The organism is Aeromonas sp. BIGb0405, from assembly GCF_024807335.1.
Classification (GTDB): Bacteria; Pseudomonadota; Gammaproteobacteria; order Enterobacterales; family Aeromonadaceae; genus Aeromonas; species Aeromonas rivuli.
In genome coordinates, this window is sequence record NZ_JANUEP010000009.1 from 39,234 (window position 1) to 51,615 (window position 12,382).

At 58.3% G+C, this 12,382-nt stretch carries 14 protein-coding genes; 1 reads left to right on the forward strand and 13 read right to left on the reverse strand.

Features of this window, described 5'->3' with window-relative positions; all coding sequences use genetic code 11:
* Positions 1-170: 170 nt before the first annotated feature.
* The 3 genes from dnaG to rpsU form a co-directional block, all read right to left on the reverse strand.
* Entirely contained in the window at positions 171-1,955 is a 1,785-nt protein-coding gene (gene dnaG, locus M2366_RS16430) for a DNA primase (RefSeq protein ID WP_259270184.1), read from the reverse strand.
* 89 nt (positions 1,956-2,044) lie between these two features.
* Positions 2,045-2,488, reverse strand: a complete 444-nt coding sequence (locus M2366_RS16435; protein ID WP_042042993.1) for a GatB/YqeY domain-containing protein — start codon at positions 2,486-2,488, stop codon at positions 2,045-2,047.
* A 14-nt stretch (positions 2,489-2,502) separates the two neighbouring features.
* A complete protein-coding gene (gene rpsU / locus M2366_RS16440; protein WP_005309452.1) occupies positions 2,503-2,718 on the reverse strand; it encodes a 30S ribosomal protein S21 in 216 nt (71 codons plus the stop codon).
* Between the two features lie 179 nt (positions 2,719-2,897).
* On the opposite strand from rpsU, the gene tsaD reads away from it, so the two are divergent.
* Positions 2,898-3,911, forward strand: a complete 1,014-nt coding sequence (tsaD, locus tag M2366_RS16445; RefSeq protein ID WP_042042992.1) for a tRNA (adenosine(37)-N6)-threonylcarbamoyltransferase complex transferase subunit TsaD — start codon at positions 2,898-2,900, stop codon at positions 3,909-3,911.
* Positions 3,912-3,995: 84 nt separating this feature from the next.
* On the opposite strand, the gene rpoS is transcribed toward tsaD, so the two are convergent.
* From rpoS to eno, 10 genes are all read right to left on the reverse strand, one after another.
* Complete coding sequence (gene rpoS / locus M2366_RS16450) at positions 3,996-4,973, reverse strand: RNA polymerase sigma factor RpoS (protein ID WP_042042991.1); 978 nt, start codon at positions 4,971-4,973, stop codon at positions 3,996-3,998.
* Positions 4,974-5,019: 46 nt separating this feature from the next.
* Positions 5,020-6,093, reverse strand: a complete 1,074-nt coding sequence (locus M2366_RS16455; protein ID WP_259237341.1) for a peptidoglycan DD-metalloendopeptidase family protein — start codon at positions 6,091-6,093, stop codon at positions 5,020-5,022.
* A gap of 10 nt (positions 6,094-6,103) precedes the next feature.
* A complete protein-coding gene (locus tag M2366_RS16460; RefSeq protein WP_042042989.1) occupies positions 6,104-6,685 on the reverse strand; it encodes a YqaA family protein in 582 nt (193 codons plus the stop codon).
* On the reverse strand, positions 6,682-7,299 hold the full coding sequence (locus M2366_RS16465; RefSeq protein WP_042042988.1) for a protein-L-isoaspartate(D-aspartate) O-methyltransferase: 618 nt from the start codon (positions 7,297-7,299) through the stop codon (positions 6,682-6,684). The genes M2366_RS16460 and M2366_RS16465 overlap by 4 nt, the downstream gene beginning before the upstream one ends.
* 4 nt (positions 7,300-7,303) lie before the next feature.
* Positions 7,304-8,050, reverse strand: coding sequence for a 5'/3'-nucleotidase SurE (gene surE / locus M2366_RS16470; protein ID WP_042042987.1), 747 nt, complete (start codon positions 8,048-8,050; stop codon positions 7,304-7,306).
* A 60-nt stretch (positions 8,051-8,110) separates the two neighbouring features.
* Positions 8,111-9,178: a tRNA pseudouridine(13) synthase TruD gene (truD, locus tag M2366_RS16475; RefSeq protein ID WP_042042986.1), complete on the reverse strand. Its 1,068-nt coding sequence runs from the start codon at positions 9,176-9,178 to the stop codon at positions 8,111-8,113.
* The gene (ispF, locus tag M2366_RS16480) at positions 9,178-9,654 is read right to left on the reverse strand and encodes a 2-C-methyl-D-erythritol 2,4-cyclodiphosphate synthase (protein ID WP_042042985.1); all 477 of its coding nucleotides are present in this window, start codon (positions 9,652-9,654) and stop codon (positions 9,178-9,180) included. Before ispF ends, truD begins: the two co-directional genes overlap by 1 nt.
* A gap of 150 nt (positions 9,655-9,804) precedes the next feature.
* The gene (gene ispD, locus M2366_RS16485) at positions 9,805-10,536 is read right to left on the reverse strand and encodes a 2-C-methyl-D-erythritol 4-phosphate cytidylyltransferase (RefSeq protein WP_198135290.1); all 732 of its coding nucleotides are present in this window, start codon (positions 10,534-10,536) and stop codon (positions 9,805-9,807) included.
* Positions 10,526-10,834: a cell division protein FtsB gene (gene ftsB / locus M2366_RS16490; protein WP_042042983.1), complete on the reverse strand. Its 309-nt coding sequence runs from the start codon at positions 10,832-10,834 to the stop codon at positions 10,526-10,528. Before ftsB ends, ispD begins: the two co-directional genes overlap by 11 nt.
* 174 nt (positions 10,835-11,008) lie before the next feature.
* Positions 11,009-12,307, reverse strand: coding sequence for a phosphopyruvate hydratase (eno, locus tag M2366_RS16495; RefSeq protein ID WP_259270185.1), 1,299 nt, complete (start codon positions 12,305-12,307; stop codon positions 11,009-11,011).
* Positions 12,308-12,382: the final 75 nt, after the last annotated feature.

Genomic DNA, 12,382 nt, shown 5'->3' on the forward strand with positions numbered 1-12,382 from the left:
CAAATAGCCAATTCTAATAGAAAACCGCCAGACATGCTATGTCTGGTTGCGGCGTCGGTCTGAGAAACCCCTGCCCGCTTTGTTTGTCGGGGCCAGGCGGTTATACGTTTTTGCATCTAATCCCGTCGATTCGGGCAACAATCTTTATATTGGGACCAACCACTCAAATATCAAGCCCCGATATCATTTCTTTTCTCACTTTGTACCTCTCTGATCAGCATCATCAGCTCCTGGGTCTCCTCGGCAGTGAGTCCCTGCTGGGCCACCTTAGCCTGTAGCTCTTCTATCCGCTGCTTCAAGAACTGGTTGATGAAGCCGACAAAGGTGTCTTGCAACTCCCCCAGGATATCAGGCTCACGTTCGAGCTGGATTTCGAACAAGTCATGCATGGCGAGCTGGGCAAGGATCTCCCCCTCTTTCGTACCACGCCAGTGCTCGAGCAATATGCCCGTGGTAATGCCGGGTTGCGCCAGGATCTGCTGATGCAGCTTGAGCAAAAAGCCAATGCCTTGCAACCTGAGCCCCGCCAGCTCCGGCATGGCTGGTAGTTCGGCGGTGATGCCTGGGTATTGCACCATGAGCGCCAGTGCCCGGCGCAGAGGGGTCAGCTTGCCCCGGTGCGGCTTAGCCTGCTCCACCTTGGATGGGGTATGGCGAGAGAATAGTTCGGTGATCCGCTGCTGGTTTTCCCCCCAGCGCATCATGCTGGAGAGTCGGGTTATGAGTCCCTCGCGGGTGAAGCCTTCCGGGACGCGACGTATCAGTTCGGCAGCCTTGTTGGCCACCTCGAACTTGCCCGCTTCGCCGGAGAGTGCCGCATCCCGGGCCAGGCGCTCAAACATGAAGTCTGCAAAAGGCTGTGCCTGATCCAGCAACTGTTCAAAGCCTTCTTTCCCTATCTGGCGCACCAGAGAGTCGGGGTCCTCGCCATCGGGCAGAAACACGAACTTGAGCTCGCGGCCATCCTGCAGATGAGAGAGGGCATTATCCAGCGCCCGCCAGGCCGCTTCACGTCCGGCCTTGTCACCGTCGTAACAGCAGACCACCTCGGCCGTGGTGCGAAACAGGGTATGAACGTGATCGCTAGTGGTGGCCGTCCCTAGCGCGGCCACCGCATAGTCGATGTCGAACTGGCCGAGCGCCACCACATCCATATAGCCTTCCACCACCAGGACGCGGCGTACTTCTTTATGGGCCTGCTTGACCTCATAGAGACCAAACAGCTCGCGGCCCTTATGGAAGATAGGCGTCTCGGGAGAGTTCAAATATTTGGGCGTACCCTCCCCCAACACCCGGCCACCGAAGCCGATGACCCGGCCCCGCTTGTCACGAATGGGGAACATGATGCGATCGCGGAAACGATCATAGCTGCCCGGACCGCTGTCACGGGGGATCAACATGCCACCGGTGATCAACAACTGCTCATGATCCCGACTGGCACCAAAACGCCGCCTGACCTGATCCCAATCTCCCGGGGCGTAGCCAATGTTGAAGCGCTTGACCACCTCGCCGTTGAGCCCTCGTCCTTTGAGGTACTCCACCGCTTGTGGCGCACTCTTGAGGTTGCTCTCATAGAAGCGGGCAATCTGGTTCATCAGCTCAAACAGATCCTTGCTGACCGCAGGCTGGGATCCGGCAGCGCCACTGCCACTCTGCTCGCGGGGTACCTGCATGCCTTGCATGCTGGCAAGTTCATCAATGGCATCAGGGAATTCGAGGCCGTCATACTCCATGACAAAGCCAACGGCATTGCCATGGGCGCCACAGCCGAAACAGTGATAGAACTGCTTCTCCTGACTGACGGTGAAGGAGGGGCTCTTTTCGTTATGGAATGGGCAGCAAGCCTGATAATTCTTGCCGGCCTTTTTCAGTCGTACCCGGGAGTCGATCAGCTCGACAATATCGGTACGAGCGAGCAGATCATCGATGAAAGATTGCGGGATCCGGCCTGCCATAACCATCCTGTTTCATGAGAGAAAAAATAAAAAAAGCCGCGCATTCCCAGGGAAGCACGGCTTCTTTCGACCAACAAGGGCTCTGCCTATTACGCCAGGCGGGTTTTCACCAACGCGCTGACGGCACCGACATCGGCGCGTCCCTGAATTTTTGGCTTCAAGACAGCCATGACTTTACCCATATCGGCCATGACGGCAGCACCGCTCTGGGCGATGGCTTGCACTATCAGGGCTTCAATTTCGGCAGCGGTCAGCTGTTGCGGCAGGAACTCCTGCAGCACCTGGATCTCGGCGGCTTCGACATCGGCGAGATCCTGGCGACCAGCGGCCTCATATTGGCTGATGGAATCACGGCGCTGTTTGACCATCTTGGTCACGACAGCGAGGATATCCTCATCATTTAGCTCAATACGGGAATCAATTTCACGCTGTTTTATCTCGGCCATCAGCAAACGAATCGTCCCCAAGCGAGCCTTATCTCTGGCAAGCATGGCGAGTTTTTGTTGATCCTTGAGCTGATCTTTCAGAGACATGGCAGAAACTCTAATTAGTACAGGCGGATACGACGAGCGTTTTCGCGAGACAGCTTCTTGGCGTGACGCTTAACGGCAGACGCTTTGGCGCGCTTACGGATAGTAGTCGGCTTCTCGTAGAACTCACGGCTACGAACTTCAGACAGGATACCGGCCTTTTCGCAAGAACGCTTGAAGCGACGCAGAGCAACGTCAAACGGCTCATTTTCACGGACTTTGATTACTGGCATGTGCCTTTCACCTCAGTGATAAATTGTTAGCTGATCATCAGTCGATCAGCATGTCTTAAAATGGTGCGAAATTATACTCTGGACAGGGAATAAAAGTAAACCCGCAGAGATCGCTCTGGTTTAAAAAACCCGCGAAGGTTACCATAGCCGTCTCATTTTAGCAGTGAAATTTTTTAGCAATGCGTGTATTGGGCATAGAGACATCCTGTGACGAAACCGGGATCGCGATCTTCGACGATCAAAAAGGGATCCTTTCCCATCAGTTATACAGCCAGGTCAAGCTGCATGCGGACTACGGTGGCGTCGTCCCCGAACTCGCCAGCCGGGATCATGTTCGCAAGACGATCCCCTTGATCCAGGCGGCATTGCTGGAAGCTGGCCTTGGCAAGGATGACATCGATGGCATCGCCTACACCGCAGGTCCCGGGTTGGTCGGCGCCATTCTGGTCGGTGCGACCATAGGCCGCTCCCTGGCCATGGCCTGGGGCAAACCTGCCATCGCCGTGCATCATATGGAAGGTCATCTGCTGGCGCCCATGCTGGAAGAGACGGCGCCCGAGTTCCCCTTCGTGGCACTGCTGGTTTCCGGTGGTCACTCCATGCTGGTGCGGGTCGATGGCATTGGCCGTTACCAACTGCTCGGTGAATCCATTGATGACGCCGCCGGCGAGGCCTTCGACAAGACCGCTAAGCTGATGGGGCTCGATTATCCGGGTGGCCCCCTGCTCTCCAGGCTGGCAGAGAAGGGCGTCACCGGGCGCTTTAAGTTCCCGCGCCCCATGACCGATCGACCCGGGCTCGACATGAGTTTCTCCGGTCTCAAAACCTTCGCCGCCAACACCATAGCCGCACAAGGGGATGATGAGCAGACCCGCGCCGATATCGCCCGCGCCTTCGAAGATGCCGTGGTCGATACCCTGGCCATCAAGTGTCGCCGCGCCCTGAAAGAGACAGGGCTGAATCGCTTGGTCGTGGCCGGCGGTGTCAGTGCCAACCGCCATCTGCGCGCCCAGCTGGCCGACTTGATGGCGACTCTCAAGGGGGAGGTCTTCTACCCACGCCCCGAATACTGCACCGATAATGGCGCCATGATTGCCTACGCGGGCATGCAGCGACTCAAAGCTGGCGTGTTTGAACCACTGGAGGTCAAGGCGGTGCCACGCTGGCCGCTGGATACGCTGCAACCGGTTTGAATCACGCTGGCGGTACATATAAAAGAAGGGGCCCCGAGGCCCCTTCTTGCATCTGTTGCTTTGCGATCTCTCACCGGCACGCCGCTAATTGCTGCGGAACAGCGCCTCGATAGAGAGCCCCTGCCCCACCATGATCTCTCTCAGACGACGCAAGCCCTCGACCTGGATCTGACGAACCCGCTCCCGGGTCAGGCCAATCTCGGCCCCGACATCTTCCAGGGTGGCAGGCTCATAACCGAGCAAACCGAAACGACGTGCCAGCACCTCGCGCTGCTTGGGATTCAGCTCCTCCAGCCAGTGGACTATGCTGCTGCGCATGTCATCTTCCTGGGACTCCAGCTCGGGACCCATGCCGCGCTCATCGGACAGCACATCGAGCAGCGCCTTGTCACGATCCCCACCTATCGGGGTATCGACCGAAGTGATCTTCTCGTTGAGCTTGAGCATACGATTGACGTCGGCGACCGAGCGATCCAGGGCAAAGGCGATATCTTCGGCCGTGGGTTCATGGTCGAGGCGGTGGGACAGTTCACGGGCGGTACGCAGGTAGACGTTGAGTTCCTTGACCACGTGAATGGGCAGGCGAATGGTACGGGTCTGATTCATGATGGCCCGTTCTATGGTCTGGCGGATCCACCAGGTGGCATAGGTCGAGAAGCGAAAACCCCGTTCTGGGTCAAACTTTTCCACGGCACGGATGAGGCCGAGGTTGCCCTCTTCAATCAAATCCAGCAGCACCAGGCCACGATTGTTGTAGCGTCTGGCAATTTTGACCACAAGGCGCAGATTGGATTCAATCATGCGCTTGCGGGCCGCCTTGTCGCCGCGCAGGGCGCGACGGGCGTAATAGACCTCTTCTTCGGCGGTGAGCAGGGGAGAGAATCCTATCTCTCCCAGATAGAGCTGGGTGGCATCCATCACCTTGTGCAGATCCGGCGCCAACAACTCTTCGGAGATAGACTCCTCGGTGTCGGCTGTCGCCGTCTCTGTCACTTCAGCCTCTTCAACCTCCAGCTCCTCATCGAACTCTGCATCCTGCATAACCAGTTGTTCTTGGCTCATGGTGTGTCTCCCTGACCTGAACCAGAGTTAGCACTACGCTCTGGGGTTAACGCTTTGGCAAGTATCCCATTGGATTGATCGACTTGCCTCGGTACCGGATTTCAAAGTGCAAGCGCACATCCGGCGCATCCGTGCTTCCCATATCGGCAATAACAGCCCCACCCTTGACCACATCTCCTTCCCGGACTCGCAGCGCATCGTTATGTGCATAGGCCGAGAGGTAGTCGTCGTCATGTTTCAGGATGACAAGCTTGCCATAGCCTCTTAATGCGCTTCCGGCATAGACCACTTTACCGCCACTGGCGGCGTAGACGGGTTGCCCCTTCTGGCCAGCGATGTCTATACCCTTGTTTCCCTGTTCAGCGACAGAGAAGCCTTCGACTATCCGACCCTGAGCGGGCCAGTGCCAAGCGAGGCGCGATGATGAGGCATTGTTATTGTTCTGTGTGACACTGTTGTTATTTTGTACTGAGATGCCAGCGTATGCTTTTGGAGCAGGCTGGGCAACGCTTTTATTGGTCACAAATGCGCTGGTCGTACCTGTGCTGACCGGGGTGGTCGCAGTGCTGGTTGGGCGGCTGCTTGCCACCGCCATGGTGGTACCGGATGCGGCTGCCGAACCGCCCACATTGAGGGTCTGGCCGACGTTCAGATTGTAGGGCGCACTCAAGTTATTACGCTGTGCCAGGGTCTGATTGGCGACACCAAACTGGCGGCCTATGCTGCTCAGGGTGTCACCACGGCGCACCTGATAGGTACGCGCGGCGCTCCCGCTGCTGGTACTGCTGACCATCACCGGACTGCCTTCGGCGCCATCCAGCCGGATCACCTGGCCTGGATGTATGTTATAGGGCGCACCTATGCCATTCAGGTTGGCCAGGGAGGGCACGTCGCTACCCGCATTGAATGCGATGGAGTAGAGGGTGTCGCCACGCTTGACCGTGTAACTGCGCCCCGAAATCGTCGGTTTGCTTATGCTTCCCTGCCGGCTTGGCACCGCGCGCACCGAGCCCTCGCTTGACAACCCCTGTACCGGCGCTGGGGTTGTGCTGGAAGAACAGGCTGCCAACAAACCGGATAAGAGGGTAACGGCACACCCCCGCCATATATGCCCATTCATAAAAATATCCTTAACGACTAAACCAGAAATAGGCCGCGACAGCCAGGGCGATACAGATCCAGCCAAGCAGATCGACATAGTGCATCAGCTTTTGCTCCATCCGCTCACCACCCCAACGCATCAAACCCGCCACCAGGAAGAAACGCATGCTGCGCCCGATGAGAGAGGTGATGATGAAGGGAAGGAGTGCCATATGGAGCAACCCTGCCGTCACGGTAAATACCTTGTAGGGGATGGGGGTGAAGCTGGCAATGAAAATGACCCAGATCCCCCATTGTTCAAACCAGTGCTGGGCCAGGGCAATCTTGTCCTGATAACCGACGGAGACCACCAGAGGCTGCACCACGGGATCCCAGAGTGCATAACCCAGACCATAACCCACCACGGCCCCCAACACTGAGAAGAAGGTCGCCAGGGCCGCGTAGTGCCAGGCTTTGTGCGGCTTGGCCAGCGCCATGGGCGCCAGCATCACATCAACCGGAATGGGCCAGAAGATTGACTCGATGAAGGCGGTGATCGAGAGGTAATAGGGGGCATATTTATGGCGGGCCCACTGCATCACCAACACATACAGGCGAGAAAACAGCTTCACTCAACATCTCCGTCAATAAGGGGCACAAAACGCACCGGCTCCAGGACTCGACTGGTCAACTGGGAACCGTTGCGTTCGATAAGTTGCAGGGTCTGATGACTGTCCCCTACCGGTAAAATCATGCGGCCGCCATCGGCCAGTTGATCGGTGAGGGCAGTCGGCACTTCACTCGCCGCCGCGGTCACCAAAATGGCATCAAAGGGTCCCTTGCTCGGCCAACCGAGCCAGCCATTGCCATGTTTGGCCGAGACATTGTGCAGATCCAGCTGCCTGAGCCTGCGTCTCGCCTGGAACTGCAAGGACTTGATCCGCTCTACCGTATAGACCTGTTCAACCAGGTTGGCGAGCACCGCAGTTTGATAACCAGAGCCAGTGCCAATCTCCAGCACATGGGCCGGATCGTTTTGCATCAGCAACTCTGTCATCCGCGCCACCATGTAAGGCTGGGAAATAGTCTGCCCCTGGCCAATGGGCAGGGCGGTATTATCCCAGGCCTTATGGGCCATGGCCTCATCCACAAACAGCTGGCGTGGCACCTTGGCGAGCGCGGCGAGTACACGAAAGTCGCTGACGCCCTGGGCAATAAGCTGATTTAAAAGGCGCTGTACTATCACACCTTCATCCCTGTTGTTCCAACCATGCCCCCAACCCGGCCAGACTGCCGTGAGCAGTCATGTCGATGGTCAAGGGAGTAATAGAGACATAGCCCTGTTCGACAGCCGCAAAATCCGTGCCCTCGCCCGCATCTTGTTGCGAGCCGGGCGGGCCAATCCAGTAGATAGTCTGGCCGCGAGGATCCTGGGCGCGGATCACTGACTCGGCCCGGTGGCGATTGCCGAGCCGGGTGATCTTGATGCCCTTGATCTCGGCGAGGGGCAGGTCGGGCACATTGACGTTGAGGATCTGATTGGCCGGCAGCGGAAACTGCATCAAGCCTTTGACCAGCTGGACGGCGTAGTGAGCGGCCGAGGCAAAATGCGTCCGGCCCACCAGGGAGATCGCCAGGGAGGGGTAACCCAAGTGGCGCCCCTCGGTCGCCGCAGCGACCGTGCCCGAATAGATGACATCGTCACCCAGGTTGGCACCGTGGTTGATCCCGGCCACCACCATGTCGGGTTCGGGGCGTACCAGTTCGTTGACCGCCAGGTGCACGCAGTCGGTCGGCGTGCCCTTGACCGCATGATAACCGGTTTGCGGGATACAACTGACCCGCAAAGGTGTCTCCAGCGTCAGGGAGTGACTCGCACCGCTGCGATTGCGATCCGGCGCGACCACTATCACCTCGCCGCAGCTGCGCAGCGCCTCGCTCAAGGCATGAATGCCCTCGGCATGAACACCGTCATCGTTACTCACCAGAATGCGCATCTGTGCTCTTCCTGAAACCATCAAACAAGGGAGGGCCGAGAGGCCACCGCTGCCACGTCGTTATTCCACAGAGGGCGCATCATTGCCATCTGCCTGATTCCTGACCCCATGATCGGCCTCTTCAGCCTGCATCAATTCGCGCACCACGCTGGTCGCAAAGGCACCGGCCGGCAGGAAGAACGAGAGGGTCAGGGCCTCGGCATCCAACGTCCAGCTCATGGCTTCCGGCTTGAGCAAGAGCGGACGTCTGTCCTGATCCAGCCCGGCCTTCTCCAGGCCATCACACCAGTCGTGATAAGGGGCCAACGCCGCCTGTTCAAATTCGGCGGCGGCGCCCTGGCTCGCCAGACGGCCACGCCCCCACTGAGGGGCGGTCAGCTGCACGTCGCCTGAGGCCAGACGCGCAGCCAGTTCAGGGGTCACGCTCTCTTCACTGAAGATGGAGTGGCTGCCCTTGAGCATCACGCAATCCCCGGCCAGCAACTCGCTAGCCAGTCCCTGCTCGACGCGGGCGCTGACGATAACATTGAACAGCATGCTGCGCGCAGCAGAAAGGTAAAGAGAACGCTTGTTGCGATCCTTGATCCGTTTGCCGGCAAACATCGCCTTGGCCGCGTCCAGATTGCTGCCACCCCGACCGAAGCGCTGCTCACCATAGTAGTTCGGCACCCCCTGCGCGGCGATGGCCTGCAGGCGAGACACCAGACTGTCAGCTTGCTCCAGAGCAGTCAGACGCAGACGAAAGTGGTTGCCCTTGAGGTAACCGACCCGCAGCTTGCGGTTGTGGCGCTTGGCCTGCAGGATCTGGATGCTGTCGCTCTCGATCACCGACAGGTCCGGCGCACCTTTGCCCGGCAGGTGAATACCGAACCACTGCTCGGTTACCGCATGGCGATCTTTGAGGCCAGCCCAGGTCACAGCATTGCGATTGACCCCGGCAGCATCGGCCAGCAGGCCTGCCACCCAGGCAGTGTTCTCGCCCGTCTTGCGCACTCGCACGAAGATATGTTCCCCCTCGCCGCAAGGCTCGAAGCCGAGATCCTCGACCACCACGAAATCACTGGCCTGGGCCTTGAGAATGCCACGGGCCTCTGGGGTACCGTGCAGATATGCGAGTTGTTGCGACATTATTGTTTCACCAGTAAGACGACGGCTTCGGTGGCTATGCCTTCCTTGCGCCCCGTAAAGCCCAGTTGTTCGGTAGTGGTCGCCTTGACGTTCACCCGGTTCAGTTCACATTGCAGATCGGCGGCCAGTACGGCGCACATGGCCTCGATATGAGGCGCCATCTTGGGGGCCTGAGCAATGATGGTCACGTCCAGATTGCCGATGACATAGCCCGCCTGCCGTACCCGCACAAAGACATCCCGCAGCAGGATACGGCTATCAATACCTTTGAATTGCGCCGCCGTATCGGGGAAGTGGCGGCCAATATCGCCGGCACCTATGGCACCGAGCAGGGCATCGCTCACCGCGTGCAATACCACGTCGCCATCCGAGTGAGCCAGCAACCCCTGTTCATAGGGCACGGCGACACCGCCCAGCATGCAGGGGCCAACCCCGCCAAACTTATGTACATCAAAACCGTGGCCGATGCGGATCATGCTTGACGCCCTCCTGACATGCAGGGACCTGCCCCATTAATCTTGTGTGTATAAACACCGTGGTCGATGCGGATCATCCTTGACGCCCTCCTGACATGCAGGGACCAGCCCCATCAATCTTGTGTATATCAACACCCTGGCCGATGCGGATCATGGCTGCTCCTTACTCCTAGTGGCCAGCTCGTCTTGCTGCTGGCGTAAAAACAGCCCGGCCAGGGCGAGATCCTCGGGCCGGGTCACCTTGATATTGTCGGCACGCCCTTCAACCATGCGTGGCACATGCCCGGCCCGCTCCATGGCGGACGCTTCGTCAGTGATGAGGGCGCCTAGCGCCAGCCCCTCCTCCAGCGCCCCTTTGAGGGCTCGGGTCGCAAACAGCTGGGGGGTGAGCGCATGCCAGAGAGCTTCCCGCGGCACGGTGGCGATGATGTTGTCCGCCTCGTCGCTGCGCTTCATGGTGTCGCGCACCCGGGAGCCAAGAATGGCACCGTCCGGGGTCAGACCAACCGCAAGCAGCGCATCAATATCCGCCGAAGTGAGACAGGGACGGGCAGCATCGTGGACCAGTACCCAGTCACTCTGCACCTGATGCAAGGCATTGAGTACCGAACGAGCACGATCACTGCCGCCGGATACCCGCAGGATACGGGGATCCCGAGCCAGCGCCAGGGTCTCGAACCAACGGTCATCGGGGGCCAGTGCCAGCACTATGTGGGTGATAGCCGAATGGGCCAGCAGCCGGAGCAGGGTATGTTCCAAAATGGTCTTGCCAGCCAGGGACAGGTACTGCTTGGGATACTCGGCCCCCATGCGGCTACCTATGCCGGCAGCAGGCACCACGGCCGTCAAGCCGAACGGCGCCGGGGGACAGTTATTCATCATCGTCGCCGCCAGCAGGCTCATCCTTCTTGTTTGGGATGATCCGGTAGAAGGTCTCTCCCTGCTTGATATAACCGAGATCGTTGCGCGCCAGCTCTTCGATGGCTTCAAGGCCCGAAGTCAGATCGTCAATCTCACGATAAATCAGACTATTACGATCTTTAAGCGCCAGATTGTCCTGCTCTTGCTGATCGATGGCATTGGACATTTCATGGTAATCGGACAGGCCGTTTTTCCCCAGCCAGAGGTGATATTGCAAGCCCCCCAACAGGAGGAACAGGATCAGGGTGAATAGCCGCATGCACTGGGTCTCCTTCCAAGCGGCCTAGTTTCCCATATTCGTGGGAAAGACAAAAGAAAGCAGATGCATCTTGGCCCGGCCGCTGATGAAAAGCGCCAGCTTGGCGTTAAAAATAAAAAAGCCCCGCCAGATGGCGGGGCTTTCAACAGCGTGACGCTGAAGTGCAGGCAGAAATTACTGACCTTTCACTTCTTTCAGACCGCGGAACGGAGCCTTGGCACCCAGGGCTTCTTCGATACGGATCAGCTGGTTGTACTTGGCAACACGGTCAGAACGGCTCATGGAACCGGTCTTGATCTGGCCAGCAGCAGTACCTACCGCCAGGTCGGCGATGGTCGCGTCTTCGGTCTCACCGGAACGGTGGGAGATGACGGCGGTGTAGCCAGCATCTTTGGCCATCTTGATGGCAGCCAGGGTTTCGGTCAGGGAACCGATCTGGTTGAATTTGATCAGGATGGAGTTGGCGATGCCGTTGTCGATGCCGCGCTTGAGGATCTTGGTGTTGGTTACGAACAGGTCGTCACCCACGATCTGGATCTTGCTACCCAGCTCTTTGGTCTGGTAGGCAAAACCGTCCCAGTCGGATTCGTCCAGGCCATCTTCGATGGAGACGATCGGGAACTTGGTGGTCAGGTCGGCCAGGTAGTCAGAGAACTCGTTGGAGGTGAAGATACGACCTTCGCCCTTCAGGTTGTACTCGTTCTTCTCGGCGTCATAGAACTCGGAAGCGGCGCAGTCCATGGCCAGGGTGATGTCGCTACCCAGCTTGTAACCGGCAGCAGCAACGGCTTCGGCGATCACTTCCAGCGCTTCGGCGTTGGATTTCAGGTTAGGCGCGAAGCCACCTTCGTCACCAACGGCAGTCGCATAACCTTTGGACTTCAGCACTTTGGCCAGGTTGTGGAAGACCTCGGCACCCATGCGGATGGCTTCTTTCAGGGTCTTGGCGCCAACCGGCTGGATCATGAACTCCTGGATGTCGACGTTGTTGTCGGCGTGCTCACCACCGTTGATGATGTTCATCATGGGCAGCGGCATGGAGTAAACACCCGGGGTACCGTTCAGCTCGGCGATGTGAGCGTAGAGCGGCAGGCCCTTGGCAGCAGCAGCAGCTTTGGCGTTGGCCAGGGAAACGGCCAGGATGGCGTTGGCGCCAAACTTGGATTTGTTCTCGGTACCGTCCAGATCGATCATGATCTGGTCAATAGCGGCCTGATCCTTGGCATCTTTACCCAGCAGCGCTTGGGCGATCGGGCCGTTGACGGCTTCGATGGCTTTCAGCACGCCTTTACCCAGGAAACGGCTCTTGTCGCCGTCACGCAGTTCCAGCGCTTCGCGGGAACCGGTGGAGGCGCCAGACGGAGCGGCTGCCATACCAACAAAACCACCTTCCAGATGCACTTCGGCCTCAACGGTCGGGTTACCACGGGAGTCGATGATTTCACGACCGATCACTTTAACGATCTTGGACATGTGTATTTCCTCAGGTTTCGTAAAAAAACAACAAAAGGCATTTCAAAAAAAGCGGTTGTGGCACATTGCCTCAAC